Genomic DNA, 18,162 nt, shown 5'->3' with positions numbered 1-18,162 from the left:
CACCACGCGAGATGCGGGAGGTCGCTCCCCTCGCGCTATATTTTGGAGTATGCGATGCGCCGCCGTACCTTCCTGTCTTTTGCCGCTGCTAAACTTGCTATGCCTGCACAGGCACAGGTGGAACAGCGGGCTGCATTACGTGGATATATGGCGCGGCCACGCCTCATTGTGACCTGTCTGCTTTGCGAGAACGCTGCCGACTGGCGTGATCCTGAGACCGGATTTGTCAGTCACGTCCGATTGACCGATGCCACGTTTGGACGCGCATGATGGGGCTGTCATTGGCGCTGCGCGACGTATCCGTCACGGCCGATAATGGCCGCGTTTTGCTACAAACCGGCGATGTGGACATCCCGGCGGGGCAAACCGTTGCGGTTCGGGGGCCATCGGGCGCGGGGAAATCCACCTTTCTGAATGTCATCGCGGGCTTAACCATGCCAAGGGGCGGGGCGATCCATTGGGGCGATACGGCCTTTCACGCGCTGTCAGGGGCGGCGCGCACTGCCTTTCGCGGGCAGTATCTGAGCATGGTGTTTCAGGATCACTTGTTGTTCGAGGAGCTGGGCGCCGAACAAAACGCCGCCATTGCCGCCGGTTTTTCGCCACGTGATCAGCGGGCAACTATTCGTGCGGCGGCCAAGCAGGCGCTGATGACCTTCGGTGTTCATCGTGATGATTTGCCCCCTGTCGCGCGCATGTCCGGTGGTGAGCGGCAGCGTGTCGCGGTGGCCCGCGCATTGGCCCGAACACCTGATGTGTTGCTGGCGGATGAGCCGACGGCGAATCTGGACCGGCAAACCGCCGACCGCTTGATCGAGGATCTGCTGGTCCACACCAAACGCCACAACATGACCCTGATCGTGGTCAGCCATGACGCCAATCTGATCATGGCGGTGGATCGGGTTCTGGGCGTTGACAGCGGAGTATTGCGGGATGCGTGACCTATGGTTGGGCCTGCCGGTAATGGCGCAGGACAGCATGATATTGACGGCGCTGCTGGTGCCCGTTGCGGTGATCGCGGTGGTGCTGCTGCGCCGCTTTGCGCCCTATGTGATGGTGCGGGCATTGCTGCGGCGGCACTTGGCGATCAATGCCGTCTTCGTTGGGTTGATCGCGATGTCCGTAGCGATTGGATGTGGATTGATCGCACAGGAGCGGGGCCTGCGACGGGCCAGCGCGCAGGCGACAGACAAGTTTGATTTGATCGTTGGCGCACCGGGCAGTGAGGTGACGTTGTTATTCAGCGCGGTCTATTTGCAGCCGGCGGATATCGGTCTGGTCGATGGGGAAGCATTTGCTGAGATCGCGGCAAATCCGCGTGTGGCACTGGCCGCGCCCATTGCCTTTGGCGACAGTTGGCCGGGACATCCCGCGGTGGGAACCGTGCCGGAGCTGATTGCGCATCTGTCACCGCAATTGGCGCAGGGGCATGGTTTTGCCACCTATCAACAGGCCGTAATCGGGGCCTCGGTCACGCTGAGCCTAGGGGATTACATCGCACCCGCGCATGGTGTTGGGCAGTTGGCTGAGCAGGGCGCCCATGGCGGTCATGAGATCGCAATTATTGGCCAGATGGCGCCAACAGGCACCCCATGGGACAACGCGATCCTGATGCCGATTGAGGGGCTCTGGCAGGTTGACGGACTGGGGGATGGGGCTGGCGGCGTTGCTGCACCACTGATGGGCGGACCCTTTGATGCGGCGCATTTCTTGGGTGCGACCGCGGTTCTGGTGATCCCGACCGAGCCTGACGCCACCGATTCCCTACGCCAGCAGTTCACGCGGGATGATATGATGGCGATCCTGCCCGGTGCCGTGTCGAGCCAGCTTCACGGCCTGATGGGGGATATTCGCGGGGCGGTGTCCCTGCTGACAGTGGTTAGCCAAGGGCTGGTGGCAATTGCGGTTCTGGCGGGGCTGACCCTGCTGATCCGGCTGTTCGCACGGCAATTGGCGTTGCTGCATGCACTGGGCGCACCGTTACGGTTTGTGTCCGCTGTGATCTGGAGTTACGCGATGGGGCTTGTGCTGTTGGGCAGCGTGATTGGACTGATCCTGTCACTGGGCGTGACATCCGCGCTGTCATCCATGATCGAAATCCGAACAGGGTTGAGTATGACAGCGGATATCGGCTGGGCCGAGATACGCCTGACCGCAGCATTCATATTGGCCGCTGCCATTGCGGCCGTGCTGCCCGCGCTATTTGGATTGCGGGGGGATATTGCGCGCAGGGTGCGCGGATAGGGCGACGCATTCGCCGCCCAGACGCTGTGATTAGCTGGCCGGATTGCGCGGTGCGGTGCAGCCGTCATTCGCGGTTGGTGTGCCGATCACGTCTGCCTCGAATACCTCAACGGAGGTTTGGGCATTTGCCTCCAGCGCGCCCAGCATGGCGCTGGCATGGGCGAATTGCTCAACCGTTGGGCGTGTGGTGCCGTCGAGATAGGGCGCGACAAAGGACTGCACTTCGGTGAAATCAGCCGCAACGCAATCCAGTGCCGCACGCATTTCAGGCGTTGGGGGCAGGATTTTCTGCATCGCGTCACCGGTGGCCAGCAGGTCCAGATTCTGCTCGATCTCCTGCAAAACGTCGTTCAGCGTGGCGATCGCGGCATCGCTATGCTGGTCCACGGCGATCAGGCACAGATTGGCGCTGATGGTCGTTGCCCGCTGCGTGATATCGGTCAGCGCGCCCAGGGTCGAAGATTCCAGCATGCCAATCCGCTGCAACATAAAGGTGGTGTTCAGGACATCCACAACCTCATGCGAGGCATCGGGGATCGGCGCATGTGCCAGATATAGTTGATCCAGATAGGGTGCAGACATCGTGCCACGTGTGCCAAAGGTGGCAAAGGCCAGATAGGCCTCAACCTCCTGCTCTAGCGTGTCCAATGCACGCTGCGCGCGGCGCGAGCGTACCGGCGCAATGCCCTCAGCCTCACCACCGGTGCGCAGCAGGGCGAGGGTGCTGTGGAACGTCTCAACATCGTTTTGCAGGGCGGTGACGGCCTCTGCGCTTTCGCTCAGGCTGATCTGGCAGGAATGGTCCAGCATATACTCGACCGAAGTAATCAGCGTCTGCGCCGCGTTGATCGTATTGATGCCCAGTGCCGTTGCAGTGGCGTCATCTTGAGCAAGTGCAGGCGTGTTCAGCGCGAGGAGGGACAGGGCTGTGCCCAGAATATAGTGCTTCATTTGGATGCTTTCGGTCGATTTCTTGCCACGCGCTTGCGCTGATTTGCTGCTCTTTTGCATGTTCTTGGCGATGTGTCCATTGACCATGGATTGCGGTTGTGGGCCGACGCTGCGTTCTGCGCAGGGGTTGTTATGCGCAATAAAAAAGGCCCAGCGGGGATCCGCCGGGCCTTAACATTTGCGCTATCCGCTGGGGTTAGCTGATGCGACCCAGCAGCGCGTCCAGCGATGCCTTTGCATCACCATAGAACATGCGGCTATTTTCCTTAAAGAACAGTGGGTTCTCAATGCCGGAATAGCCGGTGCCCTGACCCCGCTTGGAAATAAAGACCTGCTTTGCCTTCCACACTTCCAGAACCGGCATGCCCGCGATGGGCGAATTCGGATCCTCTTGTGCAGCAGGGTTCACAATGTCGTTGGCGCCGATGATCATCACAACGTCTGTATTGGGGAAGTCGTCGTTGATCTCCTCCATCTCCAGCACGATGTCATAGGGCACTTTTGCCTCGGCCAGCAGAACGTTCATGTGACCGGGCAGACGACCGGCAACAGGGTGGATGGCGAAGCGAACTTCCTTACCCTGTGCGCGCAGACGCTTGGTCAGCTCGGAAACGCTGGACTGTGCCTGTGCGACCGCCAGACCGTAGCCGGGCACGATGACGACGCTATCTGCCTCGTCCAGTGCGGCGGCAACGTGATCCGCATCGGTTCCGATCATTTCACCGTCGATTTCCATTGCGGGGCCAGAGGCGCCACCAAAACCGCCGAGGATCACGGACACGAAGTTCCGGTTCATCGCTTTACACATGATGTAGCTGAGGATCGCACCGGACGAGCCAACCAGCGCACCGGTCACGATCAGCAGATCGTTGCCCAGCGTAAAGCCGATCGCCGCAGCCGCCCAGCCGGAATAGCTGTTCAGCATGGACACAACCACGGGCATATCCGCACCGCCAATGGCCATAACCAGGTGCCAGCCAAGGATACCAGCCAGCACCGCAACCAGCCAAAGCTGCCATGTCGATGCGTCCTGCATCACACCCTCGGCATTCACGCCGTTAGACGCCGCAAAGCTGTAACCGATGATGATCGAGACAAGCACAAGCGCCACGTTGAACGCATGCCGCATCGGCAGGATCAGCGCCTTACCGTTGATCTGGCCCGCCAGCTTACCATAGGCGACAACCGAGCCGGTAAAGGTGACAGCACCGATAAAGACGCCGAGGAAGACCTCGACCTCCATGATCCCAAACTCGATCCCGATCTTGTGCGGGGGGTCGATAATGGTGTTCACGCCGATAAAGACCGCAGCCAGACCGACCAGCGAGTGCATCGCCGCGACCAGTTGCGGCATGCCGGTCATTTCAACCTTAACCGCGATGTACGAACCGATTGCGCCGCCGATCAGCAGGGCAGGGATCAGGACAAAGTAGTTGCCCGTGGCCTCGGCAAAGAAGGTTGCGACAACGGCCAGCGCCATGCCGACCATGCCATAGATGACGCCCTTTTTAGAGCTTTCCTGATTGCTCAGACCCGCCAGAGACAGGATAAAGAGGATAGCCGCGACAACATATGCCGCGGAGATAAGTCCGGTGTTCATTGTCGTTTCCTCAGCTCTTCTGGAACATGGCGAGCATACGGCGCGTCACCATGAAGCCACCGACGATATTGATGGAGGCGATCAGCACGGCAATCGCGGCCAGCACAACGGCCCAGCCCTCGCCCGATCCGATTTGCAGCATCGCACCGATGATGATGATCGATGAAATCGCGTTGGTCACAGCCATCAGCGGCGTGTGCAGCGCGGCCGTAACCGACCAGATCACCTGATATCCGATGAAGCAGGCCAGAACGAATACGATGAAGTGCGACATGAAGCTGGCAGGCGCAACGCCACCCAGCAGCAGGACCAGCAGGCCACCACCGATCAGGGTCGCCATCTGCATCTGGCCGCTTTTGCGTGCAGCGGCGGCTTCCTCGGCGGCTTTTTCCTCGGGCGTCTTTTCAGGTGCCTTCGGTTTTGCAGCCGCAATCGCCTTCGTCTTGGGCGGGGGCGGCGGGAAGGTGATGGCGTTATCATGCACCACGGTCGCGCCGCGAATGACGTCATCCTCCATGTTCTGCACGATCACACCGTCATTTGCCGGTGTCAGGTCGTCCATCATGTGGCGGATGTTGGTGGCGTACAGCGTCGAGGATTGCGTCGCCATGCGGCTGGGCAGATCGGTGTAGCCAATGATCGTCACGCCGTTGGCGCTCTCGATCTTCTCGTTCTCGACGGTCAGCTCACAGTTGCCGCCACGCTCTGCTGCGAGGTCAACAATGACGGAGCCGGGCTTCATCGCCTCAACCATGTCCTTGGTCCACAGGATCGGCGCGTCGCGTCCGGGGATCAGGGCCGTGGTGATGACGATATCAACCTCGGGGGCCAGTTCGCGGAATTTGGCGAGCTGCTTTTCACGGAATTCAGGGCTGGACGGGGCCGCATAGCCGCCGGTTTCCGCGCCATCGGTCTGTTCCTCGTCAAAGTCGAGGTAGACGAATTCGGCGCCCATGGATTCGATCTGCTCTGCCACTTCGGGGCGAACGTCGAACGCATAGGTGATCGCACCCATCGAGGTGGCAGCCCCAATCGCGGCAAGACCGGCAACGCCAGCACCTACAACCAGAACCTTGGCCGGGGGAACCTTACCCGCAGCGGTGATCTGACCGGTAAAGAAGCGTCCGAAATTGTTCGACGCCTCAACAACGGCGCGATAGCCGCCGATATTGGCCATCGAGGACAGGGCGTCCATTTTCTGCGCACGCGAAATACGTGGCACCATGTCCATTGCGATGACGGTGGCACCCTTGCCCTGCAATGTTTCCAGCAGCTCGGGGTTCTGGGCAGGCCAGATGAACGAGATGATGGTCTGACCGGCACGAATATGACCGATTTCGGCGTCCGCGGGGGCGCGCACCTTGCTGATCACATCGGCAGCAGCATAGACAGCCGCCGCATCTGCGACGACCTCTGCGCCGGCGGCGGTGTAGTCGGCGTCGTTGAAACGTGCAGCCGCACCGGCACCCGCCTCAATGACACATGTATGGCCAAGTTTGGCGAGTGCGACGACGCTTTGCGGGGTCATTGCAACGCGCGCCTCTCCTGGCCAAGTTTCCTTAATCGCGCCGATTTTCATGGGCATTTCTCCTCGCAAGGCAGCAGTTGCGGATTATGTGACACGTGCATGGCCGATAGGGAAGCCAAGTTTCCTTATCTGCAATGCCAAAACGCAACTTTATGTCTAGTGTCGTGGGGTAACTCTTTGCAGTTATTTCGCACGTGTTGCGGCTGGGCGACTCGGCCTTAGCCTGCTAAATCTAGCCGGATGAGCCAACCAGACCGCTATATAGATGCCGAACGACGTGTGATCCGTCAACTCGATGCAACCGAATCCAACCGTATCGCGGCGGGGGAGGTGGTGGAGCGTCCGGCCAGCGCGGTGAAGGAACTGCTGGAGAACGCATTGGATGCCGGTTCCAGCCGTATCACCATTGCCGTGGCTGATGGCGGGAAAACCCTGATCCGCGTCACGGATGATGGTCACGGCATTCCGCAATCGGAACTTTCCCTCGCGCTTAGCCGCCATGCCACGTCCAAGCTGGACGGCGATGATCTGGTCAATATCCGTTCCTTCGGGTTTCGGGGTGAGGCGCTGCCCTCGATCGGGGCGGTTGCACGCCTGCGTCTGTCCAGCCGCGTCGCGGGGGATGAGGCATGGGAGGTGGCCGTCAATGGCGGTGTGCTCAGCACGCCAACCCCCTGTTCTCTGCGCGGCGGCACGGTGGTTGAGGTACGTGACCTGTTCTACGCGACCCCTGCACGGCTGAAATTCCTACGCACCGATCGGGCGGAGCTACAGGCGATCTCCGAGGTGGTGAAGCGCCTCAGCCTCTCCGCGCCTTCGGTTGCTATCACGTTGCGTGACGTGTCCGGCGGTGGCGAGGGGCGCGTGATCTATTCCGCCGAGCGGGGCGATCCCGCCGCGCGGATGGAGGCCGTTCTGGGCCGTGATTTCCGCGCCAACGCGATTGAGATCAACGCCGAGCGTCAGGGCATCACCATGACCGGCTTTGCCGCCTTGCCGACCTATAGCCGTGGTGCGGCGGTGGCGCAGTTCCTGTTCGTGAATGGCCGCCCCGTGCGGGACAAGGTACTGACCGGCGCGCTGCGCGGGGCCTATGCCGATTTCCTCAGCCGTGATCGTCACCCCGCCGTCTGCCTGTTCCTGACCTGCCCGCCCGAGGAGGTGGACGTGAACGTGCATCCGGCCAAGACGGAGGTCCGGTTTCGCGAACCCGCGCTGGCTCGTGGCCTGATCGTGTCTGGCCTACGCCATGCTTTGGCCGAGGCAGGGCACCGTGCATCCACAACCGTTGCCGATGCGACACTGGGCGCGATGCAGCCGCGCACGGCCCCCAATGCGCCGATCTACCAGATGGACCGCCCGTCACTTGGCGCGCGGTCAGCGGCCTATCAACTGCAATCGCCACGGGGATTTGCCGAGGAAAGCGTCGGCTGGACCGGTGCGCGGGTTGAACCTGCTGTGGTGGATGACAGTCCCGGGATACCGGAGCAGGACGCCCCATCCTATCCGCTTGGTGTTGCGCGCGCGCAATTGCATGAGAATTACATCGTTGCCCAAACGCCCGATGGCATGATCCTCGTCGATGCCCATGCCGCGCATGAGCGTCTGGTCTATGAACGGCTCAAGGGGCAGGCCGCCGCCCGATCCGTCCCGACGCAGGCCTTGCTGATCCCCGATATTGTTGACCTTGCCGCTGATGATGTTGCCCGCCTGACCGATGCGTTTGAGGCTTTGGCGCAGGTGGGGTTGGAACTGGAACCCTTTGGCGCCGGCGCAATTGCCATTCAATCGGTTCCCGCTGCATTGGGGCAGGTGGACGGCAAGGCATTGCTGACCGATATCTGTGATGAACTGGCCGATCAGGGCACCACGACGCGCATTGCGGATAGGTTGGACGCGATCCTCAGCCGGATTGCCTGCCATGGGTCCGTGCGCACTGGTCGCCGGATGCAGGCCGAGGAGATGAATGCATTGCTGCGCGAAATGGAGGCCACGCCCCATTCCGGTCAGTGCAATCACGGGCGGCCCACCTATGTGGAGCTGAAGATGAAGGATATCGAGCGGTTATTCGGCCGCTCGTGACCGCCACGCGGGCAGCACAAGCGGCCTGTTGGGTCAGTTCGACTTCTTGTTCTTCTTCTGGATTTTGCGGATGTTTTTGCCCAGAACCTTATCCTTTGCCTTGCGCATCGCCATGGTTACGGTGTTTTCGGCATCCTCGGATTTCAGTTTGAGCCAGCGGGTATAGCGGGCCTCGTCCACCTCACCACTCTCAATCGCGGCGCGCACCGCGCATCCGGGTTCAACGGTGTGCTTGCAGTCGTTGAATTTGCACTGAGCGGATAGCGCATGCAGATCGGCGAACAGATCGTCGATGCCCGATGCAGAATCCATCAACTGCAATTCGCGCATTCCGGGCGTATCCAGAACCATGCAACCATTCGGCACGATGTATAACTGCCGCCGCGTGGTGGTGTGGCGACCGCGGGCGTCATCCTCGCGGATTTCCTGCGTCTCAATCGCATCACTGCCGGCCAGCGCATTGGTCAGCGTTGATTTTCCAACGCCGGAGGTGCCGAAAAATGCAACGGTCTGACCCGGCTTGCACCACTGCGCCAATTGTTCGCGGGGTGCGCCCCCACGGGCATCCAGCGCGACAACCGGCACAGCGTCCGAGATTGCCCGCGCCTGTGCGATATAGTCCTCAGGATCGGCGGCCAGATCGGTTTTGGTCAGCACGATGACCGGCGCGGTATCCGCCTCCATCGCGAGCGAGATATATCGCTCCAACCGTGCGACGTTAAAATCAGGGTTGCAGGAGGACACGATGAACGCCGTGTCGATATTCGAGGCGATCAACTGGATTTGCAGGTTTGACCCCGGCGCACGACGCTTCATCAGGCTGAACCGGTCCAGTGCGCGGCTCAACAGCGTGTCGTCCTGATTCAGCATGATCCAGTCGCCAACGGTGACATTTGGCAGCGGCCGGATCGAGGTGTCGATCCCGTCGCCCACAACGTGCAGTGCCTTTCGGTGCACCTCGACAATGCGAACGGGCGGGGTGTCGATCAGCTCATCCGCGCTGACCTGTTGGGAAAAGAAGGGTCTCCAGCCAAGGCTGGTAATGATCGAGCGTCGTATCTCGGCCCCTGCGGGCGTGGTTTTCTGTGGCAGAAACGTGGAGTAATCCCGTGTCATGAAGGTCTGCTTTCATACCGTGGCTGCATCAGCAGCGCGGGTTTGGAGTGTCAGTCATATCTGAGAGCGCAATTCAACAGTCGCGCCAACATCCCGTCGGCGACGTGGTCGGGTGTTGAATGTGCATCGGGAGGGCTGTTGCCTCCCCACTTTACCGGGGCATAAAATCTCCATCTTGGTTGCCTGAATTATAGGCGCGTTGCGTCCTGTCGCACAAGCCTGCGCTGCGCCGGTGAAATTATTCCACCGGCGCACGCGGTTTTAGAAGTTATCCTTGCGGTTGCGCACCTCGGTAAAGACGGCGGCGTCATCCGCATCGGGCATACCGACGGCGGCCTTAACGCTGGCAATATGGGCGCGCAGGAACGGGTTGGTCGCCTTTTCCTCGGCCAGCGAGGACGGAACCGTTGGCATTCCCTTTTCGCGGGCGGCGTCAATCCGTGCGGCGCGGGCGACCAGCTCGGCATTGTCGCTCTCGATGCTCAGGGCAAATTTGGCGTTGCTCTGCGTATATTCATGACCGGAATAAACGATGGTGCTGTCAGGCATGGTCAGGAATTTCTGCATGCTGGTCCACATCATCGGGCCGTCGCCCTCAAACAAACGTCCACACCCCAGCGCCATCAGGCTATCCGCGGAAAACACTGCATCCGATCCGGGGAAGTGAAAGGCGATATGCCCGACTGTGTGGCCGGAAACGTCCAGAATATGCGCCTCGCTTTCACCCACGGTGATGGTGTCGCCCTCGGACACGGCCTGATCCAGCGGGGGCAGACGGTGCGCGTCGGGCTTTCCGCCAATGACGGTGCAGCCATATTTCGCGCGCAGCTCCTCAACACCCTGAATGTGGTCATCATGGTGATGGGTCAGCAGAATCATATCGAGGCCAAGGCCACGCGCATCCAGTGCCGCAATCAGGGGCGCGGCTTCGGGAACATCAACGATTGCAACGGTGCCTGTGGCGGCATCGCGCAGGATGTAGGCATAGTTATCGGACAGGCAGGGGATGGTCTGGATGTCGAGGGCCATGGTGTGACGCTCCTTCCTTGGCTAGAGTTGCCCTGAAACTGGGGTATCCGGACACCGAGCGCAATGCATCTAGACGTCGTCGATCTAAAGGCTTTCTACTATCGCACCCGTTTGGGGCGCGGTGCGCAATCCGCATTGCAGCGCCGATTGCGTGAAATGTGGGGCGACGTTAGCGGCCTGCATGTTGTGGGATACGGGTTCGCCGCCCCTTTTCTACGCCCGTTTTTGAGCGAGGCGGAAAGGGTGATGAGCTTTATGCCCGCGCCGCAGGGCGTCATGCCGTGGCCGCCGGGGCTGCCGAATCTCAGTGCCTTGGTCGAGGAAACGCATTGGCCGGTTCAGGCCAGCTCCATCGACCGAATCGTTGTGGCCCATGGGTTGGAGACATGTGAGCGCCCCCGCGCCTTGCTTGAGGAAATCTGGCGGGTGCTCGCGCCGGGTGGACGGGTGATTTTTATCGTGCCGAACCGGACGGGGATTTGGGCGCAGCGCGATGTCACGCCCTTTGGGTACGGTCGGCCCTATAGCTTTGGTCAGCTTGATGAACAGTTGCGCACGCACCGGTTCGAGCCTGAAACACATGCGGCCGCGCTGTATCTGCCGCCGTCCCATAAACGCTGGATGTTGCGGATGCAGGCATCGGTTGAGCGGGCGGGCCACCGGATGCGCGCGCATCACGTTGCGGGCGCCTTGGTGGTTGAAGCTGTGAAGCAAGTGCATAGCTTGCCACGAGGACTGCGCCGCGAAGCGCGCCGTCCGATAAGTATTTTGAGCGGTCTGGGCGTGCCCCAGCCAAAGCCAGAGCCGGGTCGCGCCGGCAGAACAGCCGTGGATTCGCGCTAAAACGCGGGCTGATGTGTTGCAACTGCGACATAATGTTGCGTTCTTAGGGGGCGCTAAAACGCCATATTGGGTGTTCTTGGGGCTTAACCCTATGTAACTAATAGATAGTCCTGATTCTAGGCGAGTCTTTGGACTATATTGCTCTGTGCGAAATGCTCTGCTATCACCCGCGCAGTTTCATCCGCAGGCCGCCTAACCGGCCGGTCATGAATCACTGCGGGCCGTTGTTATGCGTAATGGTCTGCTCAAGAATGGGGTGCCCCCTTGGCAACTGCATCCGCTCACGTTTCCGGCATTGCTGGACGCTATGCGACGGCTCTGTTCGAGCTCGCACAGGAAGACGGTTCCGTCGTACAGGTCGAAAACGACCTGAATGCGATTGAATCCGCACTGGCCGACAGCGCCGATCTGCGAGAGCTGATCGCGTCGCCTGTCTACAGCCGCACCGATCAGCAAAATGCTATGCGTGCGCTGGCACAGGCCATGACGCTCGGCAATACGGTCAGCAACGGATTGGAGCTTATGGCTTCACGCCGTCGGCTGTTCGTGCTGCCTGACGTGATCGCTGGTGTGAAGGCGCTTGCCGCCGACGCACGTGGCGAAATCACGGCAGAGGTCACATCGGCGACGCCGATGACCTCGGAACAGCTCGAAGCGCTCTCAGCATCGCTCAAGGCCTCTGTTGGCCGCGACGTCATACTGAACACGACCGTTGATGACAAAATCATCGGCGGTCTTATCGTCAAGGTAGGCTCGAAAATGGTCGATACGTCGATCCGATCGAAGCTCGCCGCCATGAAAAACGTAATGAAAGAGGTCGGATAATGGCAATCCAAGCCGCGGAAATCTCTGCGATCCTCAAGGACCAGATCAAGAATTTCGGACAGGACGCCGAAGTCGCCGAAGTGGGCCGTGTGCTCAGCGTCGGTGATGGTATTGCGCGTGCGCACGGCCTCGACAACGTCCAGGCGGGCGAAATGGTCGAATTCCCGGGCGGTGTTCGGGGCATGGCTCTGAACCTCGAGATCGACAATGTCGGTATCGTTATCTTCGGGTCTGACTCGAAGATTAAAGAGGGCGACACTGTTAAGCGTACACGCTCCATCGTGGACGTGCCCGTGGGCAAGGGTCTGCTGGGTCGCGTTGTTGACGCACTGGGCAACCCGCTCGACGGTAAGGGCCCGATCGAGGCAACCGAGCGCCGTGTTGCGGACGTCAAGGCGCCCGGCATCATCCCCCGGAAGTCGGTTCACGAGCCTATGCTGACCGGCCTGAAATCCATCGATGCCCTGATCCCCGTTGGCCGTGGCCAGCGCGAGCTGATCATTGGTGACCGTCAGACCGGTAAATCGGCTGTCGCTCTCGATGCGATCCTGAACCAGAAGTCCTATAACGAGGCTGCTGGCGACGACGAAGGCAAGAAGCTGTACTGCATCTACAATGCTGTGGGCCAGAAGCGTTCCACCGTTGCGCAGTTGGTGAAGAAGCTGGAAGAGACCGGCGCGATGGCATATTCCATCGTTGTTGCATCGACCGCGTCCGAACCTGCTCCAATGCAGTTCCTCGCACCTTATTCCGCCACTGCGATGGCTGAGTATTTCCGCGATAACGGCATGCACGGCCTGATCATCTATGATGACCTGTCCAAGCAGGCTGTTGCCTATCGTCAGATGTCCCTGCTTCTGCGTCGCCCACCGGGCCGTGAAGCGTATCCTGGCGACGTTTTCTACCTGCACTCCCGTTTGCTGGAGCGTTCGGCAAAGCTGAACGAAGATAACGGGTCCGGTTCCTTGACGGCGCTGCCGATCATCGAAACGCAGGGTGGCGACGTTTCGGCGTTTATTCCTACCAACGTGATTTCGATCACCGATGGACAGATCTTCCTTGAGACCGAATTGTTCTATCAGGGCATCCGTCCTGCTGTGAACACCGGTCTGTCGGTTTCGCGAGTTGGTTCCGCCGCTCAGACGAAGGCGATGAAATCGGTTGCCGGCTCGATCAAGCTGGAGCTGGCGCAGTACCGCGAAATGGCGGCATTTGCTCAGTTCGGTTCCGATCTGGATGCATCGACACAGAAGCTGCTGAACCGTGGTGCGCGTCTGACCGAATTGCTGAAGCAGGCGCAGTACTCGCCCCTGACCAACGCAGAGCAGGTCATCGTGATTTACGCGGGCACCAAAGGTTATCTGGACGATCTGGCCGTGAACAAGGTCAAGCCGTTCGAAACCGGTCTTCTGGCTGATCTGCGTGGCAACCACGCTGACCTGCTCAACGATATCCGGGATAACGACCGCAAGGTTGCCGGTGATCTGGAAGAGAAAATCAAGTCGGTGCTCGACGCATTTAAAAAGTCGTTCGCCTGATTCGTCGCAGATAGTTAAGGGAAGGGAGCAAGGCATATGCCGAGCCTCAAGGACCTGAAAATCCGCATCGAATCAGTCAAATCGACGCGGAAGATTACAAAGGCGATGCAGATGGTCGCCGCCGCTAAACTGCGCCGTGCGCAGGAAGCGGCGGAGGCTGCGCGCCCCTATGCAGATCGCATGGAGGCCGTATTGGGTAACTTGGCTGCGGGGGCAAAGAATTCTGCCTCCGCTCCGCTGCTGCTACGCGGCACCGGAAACGACCAAACCCATCTGCTGATTATCGCTACCTCCGAGCGGGGACTGTGCGGCGGTTTCAATACGAACATCGTCAAGCTGGCACGCGGCCACATCCAGAAACTTCTGGCTGCTGGTAAAACAGTCAAGATCATCACGGTCGGCAAAAAGGGTCGCGAGCAACTTCGCCGCGATTTCGGATCGCTGATGGTGGATCACGTCGATCTATCGGCTGTAAAACGTGTGGGTTACGAAAACGCCTCTGGCGTGGCCGAGGATGTCCTCAGCCGCTTCGCTCAGGGTGAATTCGACGTTGCAACGCTGTTCTATTCAGCGTTCGAAAACGTAATTACCCAGCGCCCGACTGCACAGCAAATCATCCCGGCCGTGGTTGAGGAGGGCGCCGAAACCGACGCACTCTATGATTACGAGCCTGAGGAAGATGCAATCCTTGCAGATCTGCTGCCGCGTTCGGTCGCAACGCAGGTCTTCACCGCTTTGCTCGAAAATGCTGCCTCCGAACAGGGTGCGCGGATGTCCGCAATGGATAACGCGACACGCAACGCAGGCGACATGATCGACGATCTGACCATCCAGTATAACCGGACCCGTCAGGCCGCGATCACGAACGAGCTTATCGAAATCATTTCGGGCGCTGAGGCGCTCTGACGACTGGAGAAAACAGACATGGCAAATGCTGTCGGTAAAATCACCCAGGTGATCGGCGCGGTCGTCGACGTTCAATTCGACGACCACCTGCCTGAGATCCTCAACGCTCTGACTTGCGACAATAACGGTCAGAACCTTGTGCTCGAGGTTGCTCAGCACCTCGGCGAAAGCACCGTTCGTGCCGTGGCTATGGCCGCGACCGAGGGTCTGGTACGCGGTCAGGCTGTGACCGATACGGGCAATTCCATCCAGGTTCCTGTTGGTGAGGGCACATTGGGCCGCATCATGAACGTGGTTGGTGAGCCTGTGGATGAAAAGGGCCCGGTTGTTGTGACCGAGTACCGTTCGATCCACGGCGAAGCTCCTTCGTTCGAGGCACAGTCCACTTCGTCGGACATCCTCGTCACCGGTATCAAGGTGATCGACCTTCTCGCCCCCTACTCCAAGGGTGGTAAAATTGGTCTGTTCGGCGGTGCCGGCGTGGGTAAAACAGTTTTGATTCAGGAGCTGATCAACAACATCGCGAAAGTACACTCGGGCTATTCCGTGTTTGCTGGTGTTGGTGAGCGTACTCGTGAGGGTAACGATCTTTACTACGAATTCATCGACTCCAAGGTTATCGACGCCGAGGACCTGACGAAATCGAAGGTGGCACTGGTTTACGGCCAGATGAACGAGCCTCCCGGTGCGCGTATGCGTGTTGCGCTGTCCGGCCTAACCATGGCTGAGCAGTTCCGCGACCAGTCCGGAACCGACGTTCTGTTCTTCGTGGACAACATCTTCCGCTTTACACAGGCTGGTTCCGAGGTGTCCGCGCTTCTGGGTCGTATTCCTTCCGCTGTGGGTTATCAGCCTACGCTGGCAACCGATATGGGCGCCATGCAGGAGCGTATTACCTCCACGAAGTCGGGTTCGATCACTTCGGTTCAGGCGATCTACGTGCCTGCGGATGACCTTACCGACCCTGCACCTGCAACGTCCTTTGCGCACCTTGACGCAACGACCGTTCTGTCGCGTGCGATCTCCGAGCTGGGTATCTACCCTGCTGTGGATCCGCTCGACTCGACGTCTCGTATCCTTGATCCACAGGTTGTGGGTGAGGAGCACTATCAGGTGGCTGTTGACGTTCAGCAGATGCTTCAGCGCTACAAATCGTTGCAGGATATCATCGCGATTCTGGGCATGGACGAGCTTTCCGAAGAGGATAAGCTGACCGTGACCCGCGCGCGTAAGATCCAGCGATTCCTGTCGCAGCCCTTCGACGTGGCAGAAGTGTTCACCGGTTCGCCGGGTGTGCAGGTTCCGCTCGACGACACGATCGCGTCCTTCAAGGCCGTGGTTGCGGGTGAGTATGACCACCTGCCAGAGGGTGCGTTCTACATGGTTGGTGGCATCGCAGATGTGATTGCCAAGGCTGAGAAGATGGCCGCAGCTGCGGCCTGATGAACTCTGTCGCGGTTTCGGGTGATCCTGAAACCGCATCGAACAGGAGGCTATGATGGCCGATACGATGCAGTTCGATCTCGTCAGCCCTGAGCGGAGCCTCCATTCCGCTCAGGTCACGCGGGTCCAGCTTCACGGCGAAGAGGGCGAGATGACGGTTATGCCGCAGCACGCCGCTACGCTGACCCTTCTGCGTCCGGGCTTCATGACGGTGCATGAGGGTGGCGAGGTTCACGATTACGTCGTGACCGGCGGTTTCGCGGAAATCGGGCCTGAGGGTCTGACCGTGTTGGCCGAGCAGGCAACCCTGCGTGCCGATGTGACGACTGACTGGATGGACCGGGTTATCAATGCGGCTGAGAAAGCTGCTCTTGATGCGCCTGATGACAACCGGATCTCGCTGAACCAGCGTGTAAACCACGCACGGTTCCTGGCGGAGCAATTGGGTATCAAATCCGATATCTGATCTGCTTTTAAACGATCTTTAAAAACCCCGTCGCTCTGGCGGGGTTTTTTCGTTAGGGCGGTAGAATGAGACGAATAGACACAAATTGGCTGGGCGTAGCTGAGGGCTTCGTCACATTGTTCGATCACTGGGAAACCGCGACGGATATGTGGGATGGTGTTGGGGAGCGGCAGGTCCGCCACCCGATCCAGTTTGACGGCACCTTTGCTTCGGTCCCTGTTGTGCAGCTGGCGCCCACCTTGATCGATGCGCATTCCGATACCTATTTGCGGCTTAACATGCGGGCGGAGGAGGTCACGGAGACCGGCTTCGTGCTGACCGTCGATATTTGGGACGATACCCGCATTGCACGCCTTGGCGTGAACTGGCAGGCGCTTGGCCCGTTGGATGACCCAGATGAGATTTGGGACGTTTAGACCCCAAACAAAACGGGCGCCCCTGTCGAAACAGTAGGCGCCCGTAATGTATATCATTGAAGAATGAGCATTAGCCCATCGGATAGAACGCCTCGTAAATCGGGCCGAGTGTGTCCTCGTTGAACAGCGACGAAACGCTCGACCCGTTCGAGATATTGAGGATCGCCTGTGCAAACATCGGGCCGATGGGCACGACGCGGATGCGCGGCTCGTCCTGAACGGGTGCTGGCTGCTCGATCGAATCCGTGACGACCAGCGATTTCAGAACCGAGTTACCGATGCGGCTGACCGCTGGGCCGCTCAGAACACCGTGCGAGATATAGGCGTGTACTTCCTTGGCACCGCCCTGCTGTTCCAGCAGCTCAGCCGCCTTGCACAGCGTGCCAGCGGTGTCACAGATGTCGTCTACGATGATACAGACGCGATCCTTAACGTCGCCGATGATCATCATCTCCTCGATCTCACCGGGCTTGGAGCGGCGCTTGTCCACGATGGCAAGGCCAGCACCGATCCGCTTGGCCAGTTCACGTGCACGCGCAACACCGCCAACGTCCGGCGACACAACCGTCACTTCGCTGAGGTCGGGGAAGTGCTGCTTGATATCCAGCGCAAAGACCGGCGCCGCATACAGGTTATCCACCGGAATATCGAAGAAGCCCTGAATCTGGCCCGCATGCAGGTCCATGGTCAGAACGCGGTCAACACCGGCCTGCGCGATCAGGTTTGCCACCAGCTTCGCCGAAATCGGCGTGCGTGCGGCGGTGCGACGATCCTGACGGGCATAGCCGAAATAGGGGATCACTGCCGTAACCCGCTGGGCGGAGGAGCGACGCAGCGCGTCCGCCATAATCAGCAGCTCCATCAGGTTGTCATTTGCTGGGTTCGACGTGGACTGGATAATGAACATATCCTCGTCACGGACATTGTCGAAAACCTCGACGAAAATCTCTTTGTCGTTGAAGCGCTCGACCCGCGCATTGGCGAGGGTCACGGGCGCACCGCGATAGACCGTCATGCGACGGGCAATATTGCCCGCGAGGTCCTTATTCGCGTTCCCGGAAATGAGCTTAAGATTGATGTCGGATTTCATCGGGGCAGTCCTCTTGAACGGCATGGGAGACCTCTGCTGCGGCGGTATGGGCGGGCAATACCATTGAGCAGGGTGTATGCAAAGC

At 59.7% G+C, this 18,162-nt stretch carries 17 protein-coding genes; 11 read left to right on the top strand and 6 right to left on the bottom strand.

The features are described from left to right. Positions 1-54 precede the first annotated feature (54 nt). The 3 genes from CR254_RS04960 to CR254_RS04950 are packed head-to-tail and all read left to right on the top strand — an operon-like array spanning position 55 to position 2,244. Entirely contained in the window at positions 55-270 is a 216-nt protein-coding gene (locus tag CR254_RS04960) for a hypothetical protein (RefSeq protein WP_097928674.1), read from the top strand. Next, positions 270-941 carry an ABC transporter ATP-binding protein gene (locus CR254_RS04955; protein ID WP_097928673.1) on the top strand — a complete coding sequence of 224 codons (672 nt, stop codon included), beginning with the start codon at positions 270-272 and terminating at the stop codon, positions 939-941. The genes CR254_RS04960 and CR254_RS04955 overlap by 1 nt, the downstream gene beginning before the upstream one ends. Beyond that, positions 934-2,244, top strand: coding sequence for an ABC transporter permease family protein (locus CR254_RS04950; RefSeq protein WP_097928672.1), 1,311 nt, complete (start codon positions 934-936; stop codon positions 2,242-2,244). Before CR254_RS04955 ends, CR254_RS04950 begins: the two co-directional genes overlap by 8 nt. A gap of 30 nt (positions 2,245-2,274) precedes the next feature. On the opposite strand, the gene CR254_RS04945 is transcribed toward CR254_RS04950, so the two are convergent. The 3 genes from CR254_RS04945 to CR254_RS04935 all read right to left on the bottom strand — a co-directional run bounded on the left by CR254_RS04945 (position 2,275) and on the right by CR254_RS04935 (position 6,374). Next, on the bottom strand, positions 2,275-3,195 hold the full coding sequence (locus CR254_RS04945; RefSeq protein WP_219617976.1) for a hypothetical protein: 921 nt from the start codon (positions 3,193-3,195) through the stop codon (positions 2,275-2,277). Positions 3,196-3,391: 196 nt separating this feature from the next. Beyond that, complete coding sequence (locus tag CR254_RS04940; RefSeq protein WP_097928670.1) at positions 3,392-4,795, bottom strand: NAD(P)(+) transhydrogenase (Re/Si-specific) subunit beta; 1,404 nt, start codon at positions 4,793-4,795, stop codon at positions 3,392-3,394. Between the two features lie 10 nt (positions 4,796-4,805). Beyond that, positions 4,806-6,374, bottom strand: a complete 1,569-nt coding sequence (locus CR254_RS04935) for a Re/Si-specific NAD(P)(+) transhydrogenase subunit alpha (protein WP_097928669.1) — start codon at positions 6,372-6,374, stop codon at positions 4,806-4,808. 189 nt (positions 6,375-6,563) lie between these two features. Here CR254_RS04935 and mutL point away from each other — a divergent pair, with 189 nt between their 5' ends. Beyond that, a complete protein-coding gene (gene mutL, locus CR254_RS04930) occupies positions 6,564-8,405 on the top strand; it encodes a DNA mismatch repair endonuclease MutL (RefSeq protein ID WP_097928668.1) in 1,842 nt (613 codons plus the stop codon). Positions 8,406-8,438: 33 nt separating this feature from the next. Here the strand turns inward: mutL and rsgA are convergent, their stop codons facing one another. Continuing rightward, positions 8,439-9,521: a ribosome small subunit-dependent GTPase A gene (rsgA, locus tag CR254_RS04925; RefSeq protein ID WP_097928667.1), complete on the bottom strand. Its 1,083-nt coding sequence runs from the start codon at positions 9,519-9,521 to the stop codon at positions 8,439-8,441. A gap of 261 nt (positions 9,522-9,782) precedes the next feature. Next, entirely contained in the window at positions 9,783-10,550 is a 768-nt protein-coding gene (gene gloB, locus CR254_RS04920) for a hydroxyacylglutathione hydrolase (RefSeq protein WP_097928666.1), read from the bottom strand. A 63-nt stretch (positions 10,551-10,613) separates the two neighbouring features. Between gloB and CR254_RS04915 the strand changes: the two genes are divergently transcribed. The 7 genes from CR254_RS04915 (at position 10,614) to CR254_RS04885 (ending at position 16,987) form a co-directional block, all read left to right on the top strand. Continuing rightward, on the top strand, positions 10,614-11,393 hold the full coding sequence (locus CR254_RS04915; protein ID WP_097928665.1) for a class I SAM-dependent methyltransferase: 780 nt from the start codon (positions 10,614-10,616) through the stop codon (positions 11,391-11,393). Positions 11,394-11,657: 264 nt separating this feature from the next. Continuing rightward, positions 11,658-12,218 carry a F0F1 ATP synthase subunit delta gene (locus tag CR254_RS04910; protein ID WP_097928664.1) on the top strand — a complete coding sequence of 187 codons (561 nt, stop codon included), beginning with the start codon at positions 11,658-11,660 and terminating at the stop codon, positions 12,216-12,218. Next, on the top strand, positions 12,218-13,756 hold the full coding sequence (gene atpA, locus CR254_RS04905; protein ID WP_097928663.1) for a F0F1 ATP synthase subunit alpha: 1,539 nt from the start codon (positions 12,218-12,220) through the stop codon (positions 13,754-13,756). Before CR254_RS04910 ends, atpA begins: the two co-directional genes overlap by 1 nt. Before the next feature lie 36 nt (positions 13,757-13,792). Further along, entirely contained in the window at positions 13,793-14,662 is an 870-nt protein-coding gene (locus CR254_RS04900; RefSeq protein WP_097928662.1) for a F0F1 ATP synthase subunit gamma, read from the top strand. Between the two features lie 18 nt (positions 14,663-14,680). Beyond that, on the top strand, positions 14,681-16,105 hold the full coding sequence (gene atpD, locus CR254_RS04895; RefSeq protein ID WP_097928661.1) for a F0F1 ATP synthase subunit beta: 1,425 nt from the start codon (positions 14,681-14,683) through the stop codon (positions 16,103-16,105). Between the two features lie 55 nt (positions 16,106-16,160). Then, complete coding sequence (atpC, locus tag CR254_RS04890; RefSeq protein WP_097928660.1) at positions 16,161-16,571, top strand: ATP synthase F1 subunit epsilon; 411 nt, start codon at positions 16,161-16,163, stop codon at positions 16,569-16,571. Positions 16,572-16,636: 65 nt separating this feature from the next. Further along, a complete protein-coding gene (locus CR254_RS04885) occupies positions 16,637-16,987 on the top strand; it encodes an H-type lectin domain-containing protein (RefSeq protein ID WP_097928659.1) in 351 nt (116 codons plus the stop codon). A 70-nt stretch (positions 16,988-17,057) separates the two neighbouring features. Here CR254_RS04885 and CR254_RS04880 read toward each other — a convergent pair whose 3' ends face one another. Further along, positions 17,058-18,077: a ribose-phosphate pyrophosphokinase gene (locus tag CR254_RS04880; RefSeq protein ID WP_097928658.1), complete on the bottom strand. Its 1,020-nt coding sequence runs from the start codon at positions 18,075-18,077 to the stop codon at positions 17,058-17,060. Positions 18,078-18,162 lie beyond the last annotated feature (85 nt).

It is taken from the genome of Pontivivens marinum, from assembly GCF_900231835.1.
Lineage (GTDB): Bacteria > Pseudomonadota > Alphaproteobacteria > Rhodobacterales > Rhodobacteraceae > Pontivivens > Pontivivens marinum.
This window is presented reverse-complemented; position numbering and strand designations above follow the sequence as displayed.

What these genes read in the sequence shown, in the direction of transcription:
- CR254_RS04960 (WP_097928674.1), top strand. Translation starts at nt 55, where the DNA reads ATGCGCCGCCGTACCTTCCTGTCTTTTGCCGCTGCTAAACTTGCTATG.
- CR254_RS04955 (WP_097928673.1), top strand. Translation starts at nt 270, where the DNA reads ATGGGGCTGTCATTGGCGCTGCGCGACGTATCCGTCACGGCCGATAAT.
- CR254_RS04950 (WP_097928672.1), top strand. Translation starts at nt 934, where the DNA reads ATGCGTGACCTATGGTTGGGCCTGCCGGTAATGGCGCAGGACAGCATG.
- CR254_RS04945 (WP_219617976.1), bottom strand. Translation starts at nt 3,195, where the DNA reads ATGAAGCACTATATTCTGGGCACAGCCCTGTCCCTCCTCGCGCTGAAC.
- CR254_RS04940 (WP_097928670.1), bottom strand. Translation starts at nt 4,795, where the DNA reads ATGAACACCGGACTTATCTCCGCGGCATATGTTGTCGCGGCTATCCTC.
- CR254_RS04935 (WP_097928669.1), bottom strand. Translation starts at nt 6,374, where the DNA reads ATGAAAATCGGCGCGATTAAGGAAACTTGGCCAGGAGAGGCGCGCGTT.
- mutL (WP_097928668.1), top strand. Translation starts at nt 6,564, where the DNA reads ATGAGCCAACCAGACCGCTATATAGATGCCGAACGACGTGTGATCCGT.
- rsgA (WP_097928667.1), bottom strand. Translation starts at nt 9,521, where the DNA reads ATGACACGGGATTACTCCACGTTTCTGCCACAGAAAACCACGCCCGCA.
- gloB (WP_097928666.1), bottom strand. Translation starts at nt 10,550, where the DNA reads ATGGCCCTCGACATCCAGACCATCCCCTGCCTGTCCGATAACTATGCC.
- CR254_RS04915 (WP_097928665.1), top strand. Translation starts at nt 10,614, where the DNA reads ATGCATCTAGACGTCGTCGATCTAAAGGCTTTCTACTATCGCACCCGT.
- atpA (WP_097928663.1), top strand. Translation starts at nt 12,218, where the DNA reads ATGGCAATCCAAGCCGCGGAAATCTCTGCGATCCTCAAGGACCAGATC.
- CR254_RS04900 (WP_097928662.1), top strand. Translation starts at nt 13,793, where the DNA reads ATGCCGAGCCTCAAGGACCTGAAAATCCGCATCGAATCAGTCAAATCG.
- atpD (WP_097928661.1), top strand. Translation starts at nt 14,681, where the DNA reads ATGGCAAATGCTGTCGGTAAAATCACCCAGGTGATCGGCGCGGTCGTC.
- atpC (WP_097928660.1), top strand. Translation starts at nt 16,161, where the DNA reads ATGGCCGATACGATGCAGTTCGATCTCGTCAGCCCTGAGCGGAGCCTC.
- CR254_RS04885 (WP_097928659.1), top strand. Translation starts at nt 16,637, where the DNA reads ATGAGACGAATAGACACAAATTGGCTGGGCGTAGCTGAGGGCTTCGTC.
- CR254_RS04880 (WP_097928658.1), bottom strand. Translation starts at nt 18,077, where the DNA reads ATGAAATCCGACATCAATCTTAAGCTCATTTCCGGGAACGCGAATAAG.